Source organism: Streptomyces sp. 130, from assembly GCF_007096885.1.
Classification (GTDB): Bacteria; Actinomycetota; Actinomycetes; order Streptomycetales; family Streptomycetaceae; genus Streptomyces.
On sequence record NZ_VJNO01000052.1, the window covers coordinates 1 to 19,623 of the forward strand.

The 19,623-nt window shown below is 71.0% G+C and carries 15 protein-coding genes; 13 read left to right on the forward strand and 2 right to left on the reverse strand.

The genetic code is table 11. From position 1 onward, the window contains the following. Positions 1 to 129: 129 nt before the first annotated feature. A complete protein-coding gene (locus FKN01_RS29350; protein ID WP_143625692.1) occupies positions 130 to 2,418 on the reverse strand; it encodes an FAD-dependent oxidoreductase in 2,289 nt (762 codons plus the stop codon). 343 nt (positions 2,419 to 2,761) lie between these two features. On the opposite strand from FKN01_RS29350, the gene FKN01_RS29355 reads away from it, so the two are divergent. The 13 genes from FKN01_RS29355 to FKN01_RS29415 all read left to right on the forward strand — a co-directional run bounded on the left by FKN01_RS29355 (position 2,762) and on the right by FKN01_RS29415 (position 17,779). Beyond that, the gene (locus tag FKN01_RS29355; protein ID WP_143625693.1) at positions 2,762 to 3,688 is read left to right on the forward strand and encodes a carbohydrate ABC transporter permease; all 927 of its coding nucleotides are present in this window, start codon (positions 2,762 to 2,764) and stop codon (positions 3,686 to 3,688) included. Then, on the forward strand, positions 3,688 to 4,608 hold the full coding sequence (locus tag FKN01_RS29360) for a carbohydrate ABC transporter permease (protein ID WP_143625694.1): 921 nt from the start codon (positions 3,688 to 3,690) through the stop codon (positions 4,606 to 4,608). The genes FKN01_RS29355 and FKN01_RS29360 overlap by 1 nt, the downstream gene beginning before the upstream one ends. Before the next feature lie 62 nt (positions 4,609 to 4,670). Next, positions 4,671 to 5,972 (forward strand): extracellular solute-binding protein, encoded by a 1,302-nt coding sequence (locus FKN01_RS29365; RefSeq protein ID WP_143625695.1) that lies wholly within the window; start codon positions 4,671 to 4,673, stop codon positions 5,970 to 5,972. 184 nt (positions 5,973 to 6,156) lie between these two features. After that, positions 6,157 to 7,461: a BNR-4 repeat-containing protein gene (locus FKN01_RS29370; RefSeq protein WP_143625696.1), complete on the forward strand. Its 1,305-nt coding sequence runs from the start codon at positions 6,157 to 6,159 to the stop codon at positions 7,459 to 7,461. A gap of 376 nt (positions 7,462 to 7,837) precedes the next feature. Continuing rightward, positions 7,838 to 9,112: an alpha-L-fucosidase gene (locus FKN01_RS29375; RefSeq protein ID WP_143625697.1), complete on the forward strand. Its 1,275-nt coding sequence runs from the start codon at positions 7,838 to 7,840 to the stop codon at positions 9,110 to 9,112. Positions 9,113 to 9,509: 397 nt separating this feature from the next. Next, complete coding sequence (locus FKN01_RS29380) at positions 9,510 to 10,280, forward strand: GntR family transcriptional regulator (protein ID WP_143625698.1); 771 nt, start codon at positions 9,510 to 9,512, stop codon at positions 10,278 to 10,280. Between the two features lie 146 nt (positions 10,281 to 10,426). Next, positions 10,427 to 11,551: a TIGR03364 family FAD-dependent oxidoreductase gene (locus FKN01_RS29385; protein ID WP_143625699.1), complete on the forward strand. Its 1,125-nt coding sequence runs from the start codon at positions 10,427 to 10,429 to the stop codon at positions 11,549 to 11,551. Positions 11,552 to 11,553: 2 nt separating this feature from the next. Then, positions 11,554 to 12,255 (forward strand): phosphonatase-like hydrolase, encoded by a 702-nt coding sequence (locus FKN01_RS29390; protein WP_185993033.1) that lies wholly within the window; start codon positions 11,554 to 11,556, stop codon positions 12,253 to 12,255. Next, a complete protein-coding gene (locus FKN01_RS29395; protein WP_143625701.1) occupies positions 12,252 to 13,337 on the forward strand; it encodes an ABC transporter ATP-binding protein in 1,086 nt (361 codons plus the stop codon). Before FKN01_RS29390 ends, FKN01_RS29395 begins: the two co-directional genes overlap by 4 nt. Continuing rightward, positions 13,330 to 14,238, forward strand: coding sequence for a 2-aminoethylphosphonate ABC transporter permease subunit (locus FKN01_RS29400; protein ID WP_143625702.1), 909 nt, complete (start codon positions 13,330 to 13,332; stop codon positions 14,236 to 14,238). Before FKN01_RS29395 ends, FKN01_RS29400 begins: the two co-directional genes overlap by 8 nt. Further along, positions 14,225 to 15,022, forward strand: a complete 798-nt coding sequence (locus FKN01_RS29405) for an ABC transporter permease (RefSeq protein WP_143625703.1) — start codon at positions 14,225 to 14,227, stop codon at positions 15,020 to 15,022. Before FKN01_RS29400 ends, FKN01_RS29405 begins: the two co-directional genes overlap by 14 nt. A gap of 71 nt (positions 15,023 to 15,093) precedes the next feature. Then, positions 15,094 to 16,149 carry a 2-aminoethylphosphonate ABC transporter substrate-binding protein gene (locus FKN01_RS29410; protein ID WP_143625704.1) on the forward strand — a complete coding sequence of 352 codons (1,056 nt, stop codon included), beginning with the start codon at positions 15,094 to 15,096 and terminating at the stop codon, positions 16,147 to 16,149. 136 nt (positions 16,150 to 16,285) lie between these two features. After that, a complete protein-coding gene (locus FKN01_RS29415) occupies positions 16,286 to 17,779 on the forward strand; it encodes an alkaline phosphatase family protein (protein WP_185993034.1) in 1,494 nt (497 codons plus the stop codon). 210 nt (positions 17,780 to 17,989) lie between these two features. On the opposite strand, the gene FKN01_RS29420 is transcribed toward FKN01_RS29415, so the two are convergent. Beyond that, complete coding sequence (locus tag FKN01_RS29420) at positions 17,990 to 19,294, reverse strand: folylpolyglutamate synthase/dihydrofolate synthase family protein (RefSeq protein ID WP_143625705.1); 1,305 nt, start codon at positions 19,292 to 19,294, stop codon at positions 17,990 to 17,992. Between the last annotated feature and the right edge of the window lie 329 nt (positions 19,295 to 19,623).

The window sequence follows — 19,623 nt, forward strand, 5'->3', positions numbered from 1 at the left end:
CATCCACGAAGCCTTCCTCGGCCTCGCGACCTGCCTGATCACCCACCGACACGTCCAACGCCTTTGTTAGGACCTCTAAGGGGGTGGGGGGAAGCCGCCCGGCGTCCCCCCACCCCCCTAGCCGAGCGGCTACGCGCCGTACGCCTTGAAGGCGAACACGTGCGCGTGCCGCGCCCCGTGTGTCGCGTCGACCACGAGCCGCAGTGCGCCGGTGCGTACGGGACCGCCATCAGGGGCCTGCAGCGCGTGTACGCGGTGCCGGCGCCGGTTGTCCGTCACCGTCAGGAGCGTGTGCCAGTCGCCGGCGGCGTCGCACGTCTGGACGCGGTAGTCGCGTACGAGCTCGGGCATGACCTCGTACGGGGTGCGGTGGCGGTGCAGGTTGTTGAGGTACTCGTCGACATCGTCGTCGAACACCAGGCGGATCTCGGTGAGCACCTGCTCGTCGTTCCAGTCGAGACGGAGCCACCGGGCCTCGTCCTCCCGAGTGGAGGACCACATGTTCGGGCCGCCGTAGGGGCGCTGGTATCCGCCCACGGCTCGTCCGGGCCGAAAGGCCCTGGTGTCGGGGGCCGCCCGGAAGGCGAAGGTCTGCCGGCGCAGGCCGCGGGCCTGCCATTCCAGGACCAGCTGGCCGTCCTCCTCCGGGATGTCGTGATCGACGCCCGCGTCCCCCTCGGCCTTTCTGCGCAGGGCGAGGACACCGTCGGTACGTTCGGGGAGCAGGACCAGAGCCGTGTCGGCGCAGGCGCGCACGATGAGGACCGCGTTCCCGGGTGTCCCGGGGCGGTGGCCGAGGCGCGCCGTGACCCAGTGGGGGCCGCCGGGCGGGACGGTGACGGCGGTCGTCAGGAGCTGGTCGGCGGGGACCCCGTTCTCCGGTCGGCCCGTGCTCCACAGTTCCACGGTGAGCTCGCGGGGCCCGCCGTCCGGGGCACCGTGGACGAGCAGGTCGACCGTGTCGAGTGCCGGGTCGACCGGCAGCAGGAGCGCGAGATCGCGGGTGAGGGGGTACGGCGTGCCGGGCGCGTCCTGCGTGGGTTCCGCGGCCAGACGGGTCAGGCAGGAGGAGGCGGTGACTCGGGCCGTCCGCGCCAGGTTGCCGGGGTCCTCGTCGGCGAGGCCGATCACGGAGGCGTCCTGCCGGAGCAGGGTGCGGTGCACCAGCTCCGGCCGCTTGGTCGCGAGCTCCCGCGGAGTGAGGTTCTCGGCGACGCACAGGGCCGCGGCGGTACCCGCGGCCTCGCCGAGTGTCGCGCAGGTGGCCATGACACGGGTGGCCCCGAAAGCGATGTGCGTGGCGGAGATGTTGCGCCCGGCGAAGTGCAGGTTCGTGACGTTCGCCGAGTAGAGGCAGCGCAGGGGGATGTGAAAGATGCCGTCCGCGTACCGCTGGCGCGCGCCGGGCTCCTCGGCGTACATGCCCTGTACGGGGTGGAGGTCGACGGACCAGCCGCCGAAGGCGATCCGGTCCTCGAACGGGCGCTGCTGGAAAATGTCCTGCTGGGTGAGGACGTGGTCGCCGAGGAAGCGGCGGTACTCGCGCTTGCCGGGAAGACTGCCGACCCACTCCAGGGTGAGGTTCGCCGCGTCCGGGAACTGCCCGGAGTTCTTGATGTGGTCCCAGACCCCCATGATCACGGCCTGGAGCTCGTCGCGGATGCGCTCGTTGTCGTGGACGGTGTCGAGTTCGCCGCCCCACTCGATCCACCAGTAGTCGCAGCCGTTGTCACCGGTGCGCAGGATGCGGTTGCGCAGGATGGGAGTGGTCGACAGGTCCTTGGCGTAGGCGGGCGGCACGAACTTCACCGGTCGGCCCGTGTCCCTGGTGTGGAAGAGGATCGTCGAGCCCAGCAGCGCCCGGTCCGCCACGGACGGCGCCCAGGGCTCGTCGAACTCCGCTTGCGCCTCACGGCCGATGCGGTAGCGGGCGCCGGCGAGGTGGCCGACCAAACCGTCTCCGGTGCAGTCGAGGAACTGGCTCGCGTGGAAGGTGATGCGGCGCTCCGAGCCCATCATCCAGCCGGTGCAGGAGTGCACCTCGCGGCTGTCGGCGGGGCCGCTGGCGTCGACCTCGCGTACGTCGGTGTTGAGGTAGAGGTGGATGTTCGGTTCGGCGCGGACCGCGTCGAGCACGACCTGGTCCCAGTAGTAGGGATTGCCCTCGGGGTTGCGGTACTGGTTCTCGGTGTACAGCTCGCCCATGATTCCGGTCTCGCGGGCCCAGCGGTGCACGCCGTGTGCGGTGGCGCCGCAGACCCAGACGCGGATCTCGCTGCTGGCGTTGCCGCCCAGGACCGGCCGGTTGTTGACCAGGGCGACGCGTCGGCCGAGCCGGGCCGCAGCGATGGCAGCGCAGGTCCCCGCCAATCCGCCGCCGATCACGGCGATGTCGTAATGGACCTCTTCTTCCCGCACGGTGCGGCCTCCTTGGTGTGAAGCTCGGATACTCCCCGCCACAGCGGAGCGGTTTGAACGTACATCACATCCATATTGTGCAACCACTGTTCAATCAATGGGATTGGCTGTAAGTTCCGGTGGTGGCCACTGACCTGGCCCTCGGGAGCCAAAGTGCAAGTTCGGGGCAGGTGGGGCGTGTTCGCTGGTCCTGCGCGGAATCGGCGAGTCACCCACGAAGAGGGTTGACGCCATCGCACGATATGGAGAACGATCCCGCATGCTGCAACGTGCGTTCACTGCAGCAGGGACGACGTCCATGCAGGGCTCCGGCGCTCCCACCACCACTTGAGAGGACAGACTCATGAGTACGGCCGCACCTCCCCAGAAGGCGCCCCCGCCCCGCCAGCGGACCGGAGGGCGGCTCTCCAACGGTGCGTTCGCCTTGCTGCTGACGGCCCCCGGCCTCGCCCTGTTCGGGGCGATCATCTTCTACCCGCTGCTGTCGGCGCTGTTCACCGGCTTCTTCAAGCAGGACCTGCGGCTTCCGGGCCGGGAGTTCGTCGGCCTGGAGAATTTCACCTACTGGCTGGACGGCGACTTCCTCACCATCCTCGAGCAGACGCTGGTCTTCACGGTCGGCGCGACGCTCGTCCCCTTCGCGATCGGCCTCGCGCTCGCGCTCGCGCTGAACACCGGACTCAAGGGCAGCGGCTTCCTTCGCGGCCTGTTCCTGTTTCCCTGGGTGATCCCGGGCGTGGTGGTCTCCTTCCTCTGGATGTGGATCTTCAACGCGAACTACGGGGTGCTCAACGGCGTCCTGATGGAGGCCGGGGTCATCGACGAGTCCGTGGCCTGGCTCGGCCGGCCCGGCACCGCGATGCTCGCCGTGATCGTCACCAAGACCTGGGCCAGCTTCCCCTGGATGATGGTGATGCTCCTGGCCGGACTGCAGACCGTCCCCAAGGAGCTGCACGAGGCGGCTTCGATGGACGGGGCGGGCTCGATCCGGCGCTTCTTCGCCGTCACCTGGCCTCAGCTCCGCGGCGTCGCCTCGATCGTGCTCCTGCTGGAGTTCATCTGGAACTTCCAGCACTTCGACACCATCTACGTTCTCACCGGCGGCGGCCCCGCCGGCACCACCGAGACGTTCGCGACCGCCGTCTACCAGACCGCGTTCAAGGGCTTCGACATCGGCCGGGCCACCGCTCTGGGCGGGCTGTGGATGCTGCTCCTGCTCCTCCTCGTCGTCGTCTACCTCAGGATCACCGAGCGGAAGGGCGACGCCTGATGACCTCCACCACCTCCACCCCGCTGTCCGCCGTCGACCGGCCGCAGCCGTCCGCCACGCGGACCGGGCACACCGCCCGGCGCCGTATGCGCAAGGACCTGCTGCGCTCGCGGATCGCCGCCTGGAGCGCGGTCGTCGTCATCGGCGCCTTCGGCCTGCTGCCGGTCTACTGGCTGCTCGCCACCGCGCTGAGCACCCCCGAGTCGACCTTTCAGTTCCCGCCGAAGCTCATACCCACCGACCTCACCCTGAGCAACTTCACGGCCCTGACCGAGAACGACCAGCTGATCAAGTACATGATCAACTCGCTGGTCGTGGCCTCGATCACCGCCGTGCTGAGCGTGATCGTCGCCACGTACATGGGCTACTCGTTCTCCAAGTTCCGCTACCGGGGGCGCCGGTCGCTGATGCACCTGGTGCTGGCCTCTCAGATGTTCCCCCAGGCGCTTCTGCTGGTGACGCTGTACACCGTCTTCTCCAGCTTCGGCATGCTCAACACGTACACCGCCCTGGTGCTCTCCTTCACCACGTTCACCATGCCGCTGTGCGTCTGGATGCTGAAGGGCATCTTCGACACCATCCCGGACGCCCTGCTGGAAGCGGCGTCCATCGACGGCGCGTCCCGGTGGCGGACGCTGCACTCCATCGTGGCGCCGCTGGCCGCGCCGGGGATGATCGCCGCCGGGCTCTTCGCCTTCGTACGCGGCTGGAACGACTTCATCTTCGCCCTGACCCTGGCCGACAAGGAGAAGCAGACCCTGCCCCCCGGGCTCGTCTCCACCTACATCGGCGAATTCCAGACCGCCTGGCCGCAGCTGATGGCTGCCTCGCTCGTGGTGTCGGTCCCCGTGATCGTCGCCTTCATGTTCCTGCAGCGCTACCTCGTCGGCGGCATGACCGCCGGCTCGGTCAAGAGCTGAACCAGCAGGTTCGGCCCGCGCCCCCACGTACCTCCCCTCCCGCACACTCCCATGGAGAGATCATGACCACCTCTGGCATCAGCCGGCGCGGCGCGCTGCGCATGTTCGGTATCGGCGCGCTCGGTGCAGCGGGCATCGGTGTGCTCGGCGCCTGTGCGCCGTCCGGCGCCGGCTCCTCGTCCAACGGCGGCGACCCGAAGTCCAAGAACTTCGACTTCACCTCCTGGTCGCTCAACGAGGAGGCCGCCAAGCCCTCGATCGAGAAGATCATCGCGGCATGGGAGAGGGCCGAGAAGTCGAAGATCCGCGCGGTCTCCTACCCGTACAACGAGTACCTGAGCCAGCTCACCCTCAAGCTGGGCGGCGGGGAGACGACGGGCGCGGTGCACCTCGACATCGCCTGGCTCGCCGCGATGGCGCAGATGGGCAAACTGGCCGACCTCGGATCGGTGGCAGCCAAGGGCGGTTACACGGAGGTGGCGCTGAAGAGCGGCGTGTACGACGGCAAGCAGTACGGACTGCCGTGGAACACCGGGTCGATCGGAGTGATCGCCAACTCCAAGCTCCTGGAGAAGGCCGGGATCAAGAAGCACCCCACCACCATTGAGGAGTTCGAGGCGGCGCTGCGCGAGCTGAAGGGGCTCGGCGGGGGAGTCGTGCCGTACGCCGCCGCCACCAAGGTGGCACAGCTCAAGGACATCTTCCCGTGGATGCAGACCTTCGGCTGCAAGCTGCTCGACGACGGGAAGGTCACGATAGGCGATGACGCCTCGGTCGACGCGGTCACCTGGTACAAGAAGCTGCACGACGAGAAGCTGATCGCCGCCGACGTGGACCGCTTCGACGCCCGTGCCCTCTTCGGGCAGGGCAAGGCCGCCTTCTACGACGACGCGATCATCGGCAAGGGCGTGACCGCCGCCCAGTCGAAGGACAAGTCGCTGGCCGGCGCCATGCAGCCGATGAAGCGCCCGGTGCTCAAGGCCGGGGACACGCCGCAGGCGCTGTTGTGGGGCGGTGTGATCGCGATCGTGCAGGGCAAGGGGCAGGACGCGGCGACGGAGTTCGCGCTGCACACCACCACCGACCGGGCCACCACTTCGGAGTACTTCGCCGCGCGCGCACTGCCGCCGTCCACCACCGCGGGTCTGGCCGCTCCTGAGGTCGCCAAGGACGCCTTCACCACGGAGTGGACCGACAAGATCACCAACACCGCGACCGGCAGCCCCTTCTGGCAGTTCGCACAGAACTCCCAGATCGAGGAGGCCGTCGCCAAGCAGGTACAGGCCGTCCTCGTCGGCACGGCGAAGCCGAAGGACGCGATGAAGCGGGCCGGCGAGGAAGCCGCCGCGCTCATCAAGCGCTGAGCCGAGCGCCGTGGCCCCGGCCCGGCGAACGCGGCACGCCTCGCCCGGCCCGTGACCGGGCCGGCGCGGCACGCCTCGCCGGGCCCTGTTCCGTACCCACCCCGCACGACGACCACTCCGGCGGACCTCCGGGCCGCCTCCTTCCGCGCCATCTCCCACCCCCGCACCCGCGAAGGAGCTCATCTTGCGACGCCCCACGGTACGTATCCACACCGCCTTGGCCGCGGCCCTCGGTGCTCTCCTCCTCCCCGCACCGGCCGCAGGGGCCGACACGGCGCAGACCGCCGTGGCCGCGGCGACGGTGGTCGAAAAGGTCCCGTACGCGATGGATACGTCGAACCAGGCCGCCTGGTGGACCCCGGTCGCCACGTACAAGGGCCGCGGGCAGTACACGTACTTCGCCTTCAACGAGCCGGGCTCGACGGCCGCGACGCACCGGCCCGCCATCGCACGGCGCGACCCGGACGGGGTCTGGAGCCGGCTGCCGCTGCTGAACAGTGACGGACAGCAGGCCGAGTTCCCCGACGACAACGGCCACAACCAGCCGTCCGTGGCCCGCGACGGCAGCGGTCGCCTGCACGTCTTCACCTCCATGCATGCCAACCCCTGGCGCTACTTCCGCACCGAGGCCCCCGGCGGGAACGTCACCGACCACGCGTCCGAACTGCCCGACCAGGGTGTGGGCATCACCTACCCGGTCGTCACCACCGCCCCCAACGGCGACCTGTACCTGGCCGCCCGGGTCGGCACCGGCTCCGACCAGCGCCCCGGCAAGCTGTACCGCTGGGACAACGCCAACTCCCGCTGGAGCGTCGTGGCGACCTTCGCGAGTGCGCTGTACCGCTCCGTGTACCCCGACGACCTCGCGGTGGACGCTTCAGGCCGCGTACACCTCCTCTACGAGTGGGCGAAGGCGCCGGCGACCGCGTTCCGCCACCAGCTCTCATACCTGTCCTACGACCCGTCCACCGGCGCCTTCGCGGACAGCACGGACACGGCCGTCAACACACCCGTCACGCCCGCCACCTCCGACGTCGTCCAGGACCTCACCGCCGGCGAGGAATGGAGCGCCGACAACGCGTACACCGGCCCCGCGGTACAGAGCGCCAAGCTCACCCTCGACGGCTCCACCCCGAAGGTCGCCTACCGCTACCGCTCGGCCGACAGCGGTGGCCAGTTCCGCGTGTACTACGCCTATCCGAGCGGTGGCGGCTGGACCGGCAAGACCGTGTACGCCGGAGGGCAGACCGCGGCCGCCCTCGGCATCACCTGGGACGAGACGGACACCAAGCGGATCTACTACGTGACCACCTCGGGCACCGACCGGGTCTTCGCGGCGACTCAGTCGGCGGACGGTGCGTGGACCGCGCGGTCGGCCGCGCCGGGGGTGAGCGCCGACCGGCTGGCGGTGCGACGGGATTCGGACGGCCGCGACGTGCTCTACCTGCCGGATGTCGCTCACAACGCCTTGTACTACGCGACGCGCTGAGGCGTCCCTGCTGCTTGTCGCCGCCCGTACGGGGTGAGGCCGCTTCCGTACGGGCGGCGACACGCGGGTGCGGGGGCTCGTCAGGGCGCCGGCCGCCCGCCGCGGCGCCGTCCGTGTCGCCTCCCGTCCGGCTGTGTCCGGGCCGGTCTTCTCCGCCCGCTGGGCGAACACCGGCGCCACGGAGGCTGGCGGCCCGCAGGCGGAGGGGAGGACTGCCCGCACCTCCACGCCAGGTGGATGGCCGCGCCCTCTCACAGCGGGCGGGGTGCCGCGCCACCGCTCAGGGTGGTCGTCGCACCGCTGGCGACCGGGACGGCCCGGCCGAGGCCCCGGCCCCGCCACGCGTGCGGCCGCTGCGAGCCCTTAGCCTGACCGCATGGCGATGCAACCCTGGTTCCCCGAAGCGAAGTTGGGCGTCTTCCTCCACTACGGCATCTACGCCGTGGACGGGGTGTGGGAGTCCTGGGCGTTCTACACCGGCCAGGTTCCGCACGAGCGGTACATGAAGCAGCTCGACGGGTTCACCGCCTCGCGCTACGATCCGGCGGCCTGGGCCGACCTCTTCGCGCGCGCCGGCGCGCGGTACGCGGTGCTCACCGCGCGACACCACGACGGCGTGGCGCTCTGGGACACCGCGCAAGGCGATCTGAACGTGGTGCGGCACACCCCGGCGGGCCGTGACCTCGTGGCCGGGTACGCGGACGCGCTGCGCGACAGGGGCCTGAAGGTGGGCCTGTACTACTCGCACTCCGACTGGAACCACCCGGACTACGCGAGCGCGGTCCACCCGTCGCCCCGGAAGGAGGGGGTGGCGGACAACCCGTTCGCCTCCGCCCGGCCCGGAGAGGAAGACCCCGAGGCATGGGCGCGCTTCCTGGCCTACCGGGAGGCCCAGGTGGGCGAGCTGGTCGACCGGTTCCGGCCGGACCTGCTGTGGTTCGACGGCGAGTGGGAGCGCACCGAGGAGCAGTGGCGGATGCGTGAACTGCGCGACCTGGTCCTCGCCAAGAACCCCGAGACCGTATTCAACGCGCGTCTGCTGGGGCACGGGGACTACGCGACACCCGAGCAGGGGGTGCCGTTGCGGGCACCGGAAGGGCCGTGGGAGCTGTGCCTGACCGTCAACGACTCCTGGGGCTTCCAGCACGAGGACACCAACCACAAGCCGGTCCGGCTGCTGGTGCGGTACTTCGCGGAGACGATCGGCATGGGCGGCAACCTGCTGCTCGGGGTGGGCCCGAGGGAGGACGGCGCCATTCCGGCGGAGCAGGCCGCCCGCCTCGAAGGACTCGGCGGCTGGATCGCCAAGCACCGCGAGGCGGTGTACGGGACCGGGGCGGGGATGCCCGCGGGCCACCACTACGGCCCCAGCACCCTGTCCGCCGACGGCCGCACCCTGTACCTCGTCTGTTTCGACCCGCCCCGCGAGAACGTGGGCGTGCGCGGACTACGCAACCGCGTCCGTCGCGTGAGTGTGGTGGGCTCGGGCACGGAGCTGGCGCACCGAGTTGTCGGGGGGCACGGCAAGGTGCCGGGCGTGCTGTGGATCGACGCGCCCGCCGCGGCGGACACCGACGAGTACGCCACTGTGCTCGCCGTCGAACTGGACGGCGAACTCGACCTGTACCGGGGCGCCGGCCGCACCGTATGAGTCACCGGGCACCGCCCCACCGGGGGCGGTGCCCGATCCGACGTCACCCCGCCCGCCCCGACGTGGAGAACGTCGACACCAGGCGGGGCTCGCCTCGAGGGCGGGCCGACCCCGACCCCGCTTCCATGCGGCAGTTCCCCGCCTCTGTCTTTGCCCAGGGCAGCGGCCGGATCGAGGAGTGTGCCGGCGGGGCGCAGTTGGTCTTCGTCCAGCCCGACGGCTCGCCGTGGGGCGGCCCGCCCCGACCAGCGGATCGCCGCCGCCCCCCCGCCTCGCGGCAGCGCAGCACCTTCGGCGCCGACACGTGACCCTGGTCGACGGACAGCCGCCGCGCACGGACCGCTCCCGCCTACTGCCCGACCCGAGGTCCGGCCTGCTCCCGTGCCACCATCGGTGGGTGGACTACCCGAACGAACAGGCACCCGGCGCCCCCGTGCGCTCCGGCATCCCGGAGCACGGCCGCATTCCGAAGTACTACGCGGTCAAGGCGCGGCTTCTCTCCCTCATCGATGATCTGGGGGAGGGGGACACGCTTCCCACCGAACGCGACCTGGCGCTGCGCCACGAGGTGTCGCGGGAGACGGTCCGGCAGGCGCTGCGTGAGCTCCTGCTGGAGGGGCGGCTGCGCCGGCAGGGGCGCGGGACCGTGGTGGCGGGGCCCAAGCTGGAACAGCCGCTTGCGCTGGCCAGTTACACCGAGGGCGTGCGCCGGCAGGGCCGGCGGCCGGGGCGGAATCTCATCGGTCTCGAGCGCTTCCCCTGCCCGGCGGCGCTGGCCGCCGAGATCGAGGTGGAGACCGGCGAGCCGGTCTGGCACATGGAGCGGGTGCTGCTCGCCGACGACGAGCGGGTGGGGCTGGAGAGCACCTACGTCACGGTCGCCCGGGTGCCCGCCCTGGACACCGAATTCGATCCGGATTCCTCCTTCTACGCGTACCTGACCGAGAAGCTCTCGTTCTCCTTCGGGGACGCGGACGAGCGGATCGAGACCGTGCTGGCGACGCCGCGCGAGGCGCTGCTCATCGGCACCCCGCCCGCACTGCCGATGCTGCTGCTGCACCGCCTGTCGCGGGATACCGAAGGACGTCCGCTGGAGCGGGTCCGCACCCTCTTCCGGGGTGACCGGTTCTCCTTCCGTACACACCTGGGCCACGCGCGACCGAACTGACCGGCCGGATGGGAGCCGATGCACCGTTCCTCCCGATCTTTTGGTCACGAGAACATAACGGGTCTAGTCCAGACTTGCGGGTCCGTTCACCGTCGCGTCGCTCCGCAGACCGAAAAGAGTCACCGGACCCGAGGAGTGTTGCCGCCGTGAAGGTCATCGTCGTAGGAGCCGGCGTGGTGGGAACCATGCACGCCTGGCACGCAGTGAACCGCGGCCACGAGGTCGTACAGATCGAGCGCGAAAGTGAGGCGCGAGGGGCATCGCTCCGCAACTTCGGACAGATATGGGTCAGTGGCCGGGCCGGTGGCGAGGAGCTGGACACGGCGCTGCGGGCCCGCGAACTGTGGGAGGGCATCGGCGCCGAAGTGCCCGGCCTGGGCTTCCGCCCCTGCGGCTCGCTCACCCCGCTGCGCACCGAGCTGGAGGCCGCCGTCGCCGAGGAGGCCGTCGACCGGGACGACGCCGCCGCCCGCGGCTACAAGCTGGTCACCGCCGACGAGGCCCGCGCGATCAACCCCGCCCTGCGCGGCACGTTCACCTCCGCCCTGTGGTGTGAACGGGACGCGGCCGTCGAGCCGCGAACCGCGCAACTCGCCCTGAAGAAAACACTGTTGGCGACCGGCCGGTACGCCTTCCTCGGCGGCCGCGAGGTCCGCGAGGTGGTCGGTGCCGCATCGGTGCGCGACGACCACGGTGACGTCCACACCGCTGACGCCGTGATCCTGGCGACCGGCGCCTGGCTCGGCGGCCTCGTCCGTGAACTGGCGGGACCCGATCTGCCGGTGCGGCGCGTCCGTCTCCAGATGATGCAGACCGACCCGCTCGGCGAGGCGCTCACCACCTCGGTCGCGGACGCCGACAGCTTCCGCTACTACCCCGCGTACGGCGGCCCCGCGCTCGACGCCCTCAACGACGGCCAGGCGCAGACCCCGACCGCGTCCGCACACCGGATGCAGCTGCTGATGGTGCAGCGCCTGGACGGCGGACTGACCATCGGGGACACCCACGAATACGAGCACCCCTTCTCGTTCGACACCGTCGAGGAGCCGTACGAACACCTCGCCGGCGTCGCCGAATCCTTCCTCGGCCGCCCGCTGCCGCGTATCCGGCGCCGCTGGGCCGGGGTCTACGCCCAGTGCACCGACACCAGCCGCGTCGTCCACCGTCAGCAGGTGGGCGACGGGGTCTGGCTCGTCACCGGGCCCGGGGGACGAGGCATGACCTGCTCCCCGGCCATCGCCGAACAGACCGCCGACGAACTGGGCTGGTGAACATGACCACGCGTGACAACTCCTACCGACTCGTCGTCCTCGACATGGCGGGTACCACGGTCGCCGACGGCGGCCTGGTCGAGCGGGCGTTCTCCGTCGCCGCCGGACACCTCGGTGTCGAGGCCGGCTCCGCCGACCACGCCGAGAAGCTCGACTACGTCCGCGCCACCATGGGCGAGTCCAAGATCTCCGTCTTCCGGCACCTCTTCGGGGACGAGGACAAGGCACAGCGCGCCAACGCCGCCTTCGAGAAGGCATACGGCGAACTCGTCGACGGCGGCGCGATCTCGGCGGTCCCCGGCGCCCGCGAGGCCGTCGAGGAACTGCGCGCCGCCGGCCGCACCGTCGTCCTGTCCACCGGCTTCGCCCGCGTCACCCAGGACGCCATCCTCGCCGCCCTGGGCTGGCAGGACCTGGTCACGCTGACGCTCTGCCCGGCGGACGCGGGCGGCCGGGGCCGGCCCTACCCGGACATGGCGCTCGCCGCGCTGCTGCGCACCGGCGCCGTGGACGACGTACGGCGGATCGCGGTCGCCGGGGACACCTCGTACGACATGCTCAGCGGGGTGCGCGCCGGTGCCGGTATCGTCGCCGGCGTCCTCACCGGCGCCCACGACCGGGACCAGCTGCTCCGGCACGGGGCCACCCACGTCCTCGGGTCCGTCGCCGAGCTGCCCGGAGTGATCGCGAGGGCCGAGGCATGACGGCCGGGGCGGTCGGGACGGGGGTCCGGTTCGACCAGGTCACCGTCGCCTACGACGGCAACGTGGTCCTCGACCGGCTGGACCTCACCGTCGAGCCCGGCGAGGTCATGGCCCTGCTCGGCCCGTCCGGGTCGGGCAAGACCACCGCGCTGCGCGCCGTCGCAGGATTCGTGCGCCCCGTCTCCGGGCGGGTCCGCCTCGGTGACCGTGACGTCACCGATGTGCCCCCGCACAAGAGGGGCATCGGCATGGTCGTCCAGCAGTACGCGCTCTTCCCGCACATGCGGGTCGAGGACAACGTCGCCTTCGGTCTCAGGACGCGCAGGATACCCCGGGCCGACATACCCGCGCGGGTCGGCGAGGCGCTGGGGATGACCGGCATGAGCGCCTACGCGAAGCGCTACCCCCGGGAGCTCTCGGGCGGCCAGCAGCAGCGGGTCGCCATCGCCCGCGCCCTCGCCATCCGGCCGTCGGTGCTGCTCCTGGACGAACCGCTGTCCGCCCTGGACGCGCAGCTGCGCTCCGGCATGCTGGCCGAACTCGCCAGGCTGCACAGGGAACTCCCGGAGGTGTCGATCCTCTACGTCACCCACGACCAGATCGAGGCGCTGACGCTGGCGGACCGGATCGCGGTCATGGACAGGGCCAGACTCCAGGACTGCGGCACCCCCCAGGAGCTGTACCGGCGCCCGCGCACCGAGTTCACCGCGTCCTTCGTCGGCGGCGCCAACCTCCTGCCGGTGCGCGTCGGCCCGGGGGCGGACACCGTCGACTTCGCCGGACAGGCGCTCTCCACCACCACCGGCGACACCCGCTCCGGGGAGGACGCCACACTCTGCGTACGACCGCATCGGGTCGGGCTCGGAATCGGTCCCAACGCCCTGACCGGCACCGTCGTCGAGGTCCAGTGGCGCGGGGACACCCACCGTCTCCGCGTCGATGTCTCGGGGCACCGCCTCACGGCCGACGTGCGCGAACTGCGCGAGACGCCGGCGCCCGGCGACCGGCTCACCGTCCACTTCGCCGCCGAGGACGCCGTGCTGCTCCCGGCGACCGGGCCGTCCGGAGGGTCCGATGTCTAGCGCCTCGGCCACCCCCGCCACGGTGCCGGCCGGCCCCCGGCCCGCGCTGCCCGCCACCGGGCCGGGGCCGCGTGCGCCGCGTCGCGCGCCGGCGTTCCTCTGGGCGCTGCCCCCGGTCGTCGCGCTGGCGCTGGTCTTCCTGTATCCGCTGTTCCTCGTCGTCCGGCAGTCCGTCAGCCCGGACGGGGGCGGCCTCTCGTTCGCCCCGTACGCCGAGGTCTTCGGCTCCGCGTCCTTCCGCTCGGCGCTCGTCACCACGATCTGGCTCTCGGCGGGTTCCGCCACCGGCTGCCTCGTCCTCGGCTTCGTCCTGGCACTGGTGATCGCCTTCGTCCCGTTCCCCGGCGGCGGCTTCGTCGCCAGGTTCATCGACGTCTTCCTCTCGTTCCCGTCCTTCCTCATCACCCTGGCCCTGCTCTTCGTCTACGGGAACGCCGGCCTGGCGAACGGCGCCTGGACCGACGTCACGGGGGCCTCCGAAGGCCCGTTCCACTTCCTGGGCACGCCCTGGGGGGTGCTGCTCGCCGAGGTCACCTACTTCACCCCGTTCGTGATGCGCCCGCTGCTGGCCGCCTTCTCGCAGCTGGACACCGCGCAGATCGAGGTCGCCTCCTCACTCGGTGCCGGGCCGTTCCGCATCGTGCGCCGGGTGATCCTTCCCGAGGCCCTCCCGGCCCTCGCGGCGGGCGGCAGCCTCGTCCTGGTGATGTGTCTCAACGAGTTCGGCATCGTGCTGTTCACCGGGGCCAAGGGTGTCACCACCCTCCCGATGCTCGTGTACAGCGAGGCGATCCTGGAGTCCGACTACCCGGCCGCCTGCGTCGTCGCCGTCGTCAACATCGCGATCTCCGTGGGCCTGTACGTCCTGTACCGGGTGGTGAGCCGACGTGCTGGTGCATAGCAGGGCCGCCCGGTGGGCGATCCGCCTCGTCTTCTTCCTGCTCTTCCTGCCGCTCTTCGCGGTACCGCTGCTGGTGATCCTGGCAGCGTCGTTCGCCACCAACTGGTCCGGCGCCCTTCCCTCCGGTCCCACGGTGGCGCATTACGCCGCCGCCACCAGCGGGGATTCGCTGCGGGCGCTGACCACCAGTCTTCTCACCGCCCTAGCCGCCGGCCTGCTGGCCCTGCTCGTCGGCGCCTGGGCCGCCATCGCCGGCGCCTCGCTCGGCAGACGTGGCAAGCGGTTCATGGACGCCCTGTTCGTGCTGCCGGTCGCCGTGCCGTCCGTGGTCGTGGGCCTGTCCGTCCTCGTCGCCTTCAGCCGGCCGCCGCTGCTGTTGAACGGGACGCCGTGGATCGTCATCCTGGCGCACACCGTGCTCGTCACGGCGTTCGCACACCAGTCGGTCTCGGCGGCCCTCGTGCGGCTCGACCCCGGGTACGTACAAGCGGCGGCGAGTCTCGGCGCAGGGCCCGCGTACACGCTCTGGCGGATCAGGCTGCCGCTCCTGCTGCCGTCGCTCACGGCTGCGGCGGGGCTCTGCTTCGCCCTGTCCATGGGGGAGCTGAGCGCCACCATGATGCTCTACCCGCCGGACTGGACACCGCTGCCGGTCCAGGTCTTCGCCGCCACCGACCGCGGCTCGCTCTTCACCGGCGCCGCCGTCGCCACGGTCCTGATGGCCTCGACGCTCCTCGTGCTGCTCGGCGTCTCCCGTATCCGGACCAGGGCCTCCTACCGCTGATCCACGCAGCCGGCCCCCGATGAGCCCCGTGGCACCACACCCCGTTCCCACCCACCAGGAGTCACCCAACCATGCGCAACCACTTCATGCCCCTCGCCGCCGTCACCGGCTGCCTCGCCCTCGCCGCCTCGCTCTCCGGCTGTGGCTCCTCCTCCGCGTCGGACCAGAAGACCGTGACCGTCTACAGCGCGGACGGCCTGAAGGGCGAGAACAACGACGGCTGGTACGACAAGGTCTTCGCCGACTTCGAGAAGAAGACCGGCATCGAGGTGAAGTACGTCGAGGGCGGATCGGGCGAGATGGTCCAGCGCGCCCAGCGCGAGCGGACCAACACCCAGGCCGACGTCCTCGTCACGCTCCCTCCCTTCATCCAGCAGGCCGGCGCCAAGGGGCTGCTGGCCAAGTACGCACCCGCCGGCTCCGACCGGGTCGACGGCGCGGACAAGGCCCAGGACTCCACCTGGACCTCGGTCGTCAACAACTACTTCGGCTTCATCTACAACAAGAAGGAGCTGAAGACCGCACCGAGGACCTGGGAGGACCTGCTGGACTCCTCGTACAAGGAGAAGGTGCAGTACTCCACCCCGGGTGTGGCCGGTGACGGCACGGCCGTGCTCATCAAGGCGATGCACGACTTCGGGGGCGAGAAGCCGGCGATGGCGTATCTGAAGAAGCTCCAGGCCAACAACGTCGGCCCCTCGGCCTCCACCGGCAAGCTCGCCCCCAAGGTGGACAAGGGAGAACTGCTCGCCGCCAACGGTGACGTACAGATGAACTACGCCCAGTCCAAGGACATGCCGAACCTCGGCATCTGGTTCCCGGCGAAGGGCGACGGCCGGCCGACCACGTTCGCCCTCCCGTACGCCGCCGGTCTCGTCGCCAAGGCGCCGCACACGGAGAACGGCAAGAAGCTGCTCGACTTCATGCTCTCCGAGGAGGCGCAGAAGGACGTCAGCGCCATCGGCGGCGGCTTCTCGCCCCGTACGGATGTCAATGCCTCCGACGCCAACGCCAAGGCCCTCGCGCAGCTGATGCGGGGCGTCGAGGTCTTCGAGCCCGACTGGTCGGACATCGGCACCGGACTCGACTCCTACGTGGACGCCTGGAAATCGGCAACCGGCAGCTGAGCGCCGGGAGTCGTCTCACCGCAGAGGTATGGACCCGCGACAAGTTGTCGCGGAAGGACAACGGGTCTGGACCTGTATCGGTGTCATGGCACCGGCACGGGTCCGCACCCCCCCACGTGATCACGGAGGCTCTTCCATGTCCGCTGGACCGTCCCGCCGCACAGTGCTCCTCTCCGCCGCCCTCGCCGCTGTCGCGGCACCGCTCGCCGCCGTCACCGCGCACGCGGCCGTCCGTACCCCCAAGGTGCTGGTCATCGGTCTCGACGGAGCGCTCCTCGGCCGCATCAAGGACGCTTCCGCGCCCCACCTCGACGCCCTGATGGCGGGCGGCCTCACCGCCGGCAGCCGCCTCTACGCCGAGCCGCTGGCCCCCACCCTGTCCGGGCCCGGCTGGGCCACGGTCCTCACCGGCGTCTGGCCCGACAAACACCTGGTGAAGGACAACGCTTTCACCGGCCACGCCTTCGCGGAATACCCGGACTTCCTCACCCGTGCCGAGACGGCGAAGCCCGCCCTTTCGACGTACGCGGTCTCCTCCTGGGCCCCGATCACCGACACGGTCCTCTCCACCGCGGTCGACACCCGGGTCTCCACGCCCTCCGCCGAGTACGACGCCGGCACCACCAGCCGCGCCGTGGCCGAACTGCGGGACGGCGACCGGGACGCGGTCTTCGTCCATCTGGACAACATCGACCACGCGGGCCACACTTACGGCGCCGCGAGCAGCCAGTACCGCGCGGCGATCGAGACGGCGGACGCCCAGGTCGGCCAGATCCTGGCCGCCGTCACCGGCCGGTCCACGTACGCCTCCGAGGACTGGCTGATCATGGTCACCGCGGACCACGGCCACACCGACACGGGCGGCCACGGCGGCAACAGCGACCCGGAGCGCCAGACCTTCCTCATCGCCAAGGGCGGCACGATCGCAGCCGGCACCACCCGGTACGACATCAAGATGCCGGACATCGCCGCCTCCGCGCTCGCCCACCTCGGCATCGCGATCGACAGCGCCTGGGGCCTGGACGGCCGACCGCTCCAGACGCCCGTGCCCGACGCGTTCGACACCCTGCGCCCGCAACTGGCCGCCGCCGTGGACGAGACGGGCATCCCCGCCGGCCTCACCGGCTTCACGCACACCCCGCCCGACGGCTGGTCCGTCGAGAACGGTGCGATGGGCGCCGGCGGCATGACGGAGTGGCGCGGCTGGTCCTTCACCACCGATGAGTTCTGGACCGCCGCCGAGCGCGGCCAGCAGCGGGAGTCCAACATCCGCGCCCGCAACGTCTTCGCCGTGGCCGACGGGGACGAGTGGGTCGACAAGAACCACAGCGGCACGTTCGACTCGACCCTTGTCAGCCCCGCGTGGGCGGTCACCGGCGGCTCCACCGCCGTCCTGCGCTACACCACCCTCTACCGCCAGGAAGCGCCGCAGAGGGGCGAGGTGTCGGTGTCCTGGAACGGAGGAACCCCTGTCACGGTGAAGACCTATACCACCGATACCCCGTCGCGCGTCGAGGCCGTCACCCTCCGCGTCCCGTCCGGCGCCACCAGCGCCCGGATCCGCTTCCGCTACACCGGCGGCAACAACTGGTTCTGGACCGTCGACGGAGTCACCCTCAGCGCGTCCTGAGCACCGACTCGGGAGAGTGCCATCGCCTCGGACGGTCCGGGCCGCCAGCGGGTCCACGATGGACGAGCCACCCGATTCGCGTGGCCGTTCTCTTCCTGCTTGTAGGCGGCTCAGCGGGCGCCCCGACCCGCACGGCCGGCCCCAGGACGGCAGGGCCCGGGCGTGTTCGAGGGTCCCGCCGGCCTGATCGAAGCCGGGCACCCGCTCTCCTCACGCGGGCGGCAGTCCCAGCGCGGTGCGGGTTTCGCCCACCAGGCGCAGTGAGCCGAGTACGACGACCAGGCCGCCCGGCCCGGCGTGTTCGGCTGCCTGGTGGAGGGCTGCTGTGGTGTCGTCGGCGGTCAGGCAGGGGCCCTGGCGGCTGGGGGAGAGCTGGTTGTGCAGAGCGGCGGGGTCCGCGGCCTGGTGGGAGCCGGTGCGCGTGAGAATCAGGGGCCAGTGGGAGGGGAGCGGGGCGAGCATGCTGGAAACGTCCTTGTCGCGCATCGCGGCGAAGACCAGTGCGGGCGGGCGTGGGCAGTCGCCGGTGCGGGCGTTTCGCAGGATCTCCGGGGCGACGGTGGCCACGCCTTGCGGGTTGGTGGCACCGTCCAGCAGGACGCGGCCCGTCCAGTCTGCCTGCCGGGCGGGATCGATGAGTTCCAGGCGGCCGGGCCAGCGGGTCGCCGCCAGCCGGTCGCGGAGCCGGGCGCCGTCCGGCTGGGGGATGTGCCCTCGTTCGGTCATCGCGTCCACGGCGGCGATGGCGGTGGCGAGGTTGTGGTGCTGGTGGGCGCCGGGCAGCGGGCAGGGAAGGTTGCGGTGAACGGCGCGGGGGGTGGTGACGTCCAGCAGTGTGGCCGTGCCGCAGCCGGAGGCGCGGACTGTGTAGTGGATGTCGCGGTCCATGCGCCACACAGTCAGTCCGGTCCGCTCCCGCAGGACCTGCTCCGCGCCGGCGGCGGCCTCGGGGGCCAGCCGTCCGAGGACGACGTGGTCCCCGTCCCGCGTGGCCGCGGTCTTGGCCCGTGCGATCTGGTCCAGGGAATCGCCGAGCAGCCGGGTGTGGTCGAGTCCGATGCCGGTGACCACCTTGACGTCCAGGCCAAGCTCCGCGGCCGCGGCCCTGCTGCCGCCGATGCCCGCCTCGGCCACCGCCAGGTCGACTCCCGCCCGCCGGAAGTGCACGGCCGCGGTCGCCGCGAAGACGCCCTGGGCCAGCACGGGCAGGCCGTGCCGCTCGATCGCATGCCAGACCTCGGCGAACGCCTGGGTGTACTGCGCGCGCGTGACCGGGACCCCGTCGATCCGGATACGCTCCCTGGGCTCCTGCAGATGAGGACTGGGCATGCTGCCCACCCGCGCGCCGGCCGCTGTCACCGCCGCGACGGCGAAGGCACAGGTCGACCCCTTGCCGTTCGTCCCGACCACCAGCATCCCGTGCAGCGACCGTTCGGGCCTGCCGAGTGCCTCCAACAGCAGCGGGACGTTCTTCTGCCGGACCGTCCGGGTCAGCCCGTGGGGATTTTTGTGCATCGCAGCGAGAAGTTCTGTACAGCGTTGGTAGTCCACACAGCCGATCCTGACACGCACCGCGACGCCCGAGGCGCAGCAGGTGATTTCACCGGCGGGGGAGTGACGACGCAGACGCAGCCCAGGGCCGTGCTTCTACAGGCTCGGGAACATCAGTGCAGCGGTGACGGCCCAAAAATCCTGTCTCCGGTGTCTCCGGAATCGGGCGGCGAAGGTCTGGGAAAGGAAGGTCACCCGTGTCCGGGGCGGATACCGTTCACGCCGGACCGCAGTGCCATGGCCCCGGTCGCCAGGACGGGTATCATCGCTCCCGTGGAGGCGGTGGATGCCCT

Coding starts and splice junctions, on each gene's coding strand:
- FKN01_RS29410 (WP_143625704.1), top strand. CDS start 15,094: ATGCGCAACCACTTCATGCCCCTCGCCGCCGTCACCGGCTGCCTCGCC.
- FKN01_RS29400 (WP_143625702.1), top strand. CDS start 13,330: ATGTCTAGCGCCTCGGCCACCCCCGCCACGGTGCCGGCCGGCCCCCGG.
- FKN01_RS29415 (WP_185993034.1), top strand. CDS start 16,286: ATGTCCGCTGGACCGTCCCGCCGCACAGTGCTCCTCTCCGCCGCCCTC.
- FKN01_RS29365 (WP_143625695.1), top strand. CDS start 4,671: ATGACCACCTCTGGCATCAGCCGGCGCGGCGCGCTGCGCATGTTCGGT.
- FKN01_RS29390 (WP_185993033.1), top strand. CDS start 11,554: ATGACCACGCGTGACAACTCCTACCGACTCGTCGTCCTCGACATGGCG.
- FKN01_RS29360 (WP_143625694.1), top strand. CDS start 3,688: ATGACCTCCACCACCTCCACCCCGCTGTCCGCCGTCGACCGGCCGCAG.
- FKN01_RS29395 (WP_143625701.1), top strand. CDS start 12,252: ATGACGGCCGGGGCGGTCGGGACGGGGGTCCGGTTCGACCAGGTCACC.
- FKN01_RS29355 (WP_143625693.1), top strand. CDS start 2,762: ATGAGTACGGCCGCACCTCCCCAGAAGGCGCCCCCGCCCCGCCAGCGG.
- FKN01_RS29420 (WP_143625705.1), bottom strand. CDS start 19,294: ATGCACAAAAATCCCCACGGGCTGACCCGGACGGTCCGGCAGAAGAAC.
- FKN01_RS29375 (WP_143625697.1), top strand. CDS start 7,838: ATGGCGATGCAACCCTGGTTCCCCGAAGCGAAGTTGGGCGTCTTCCTC.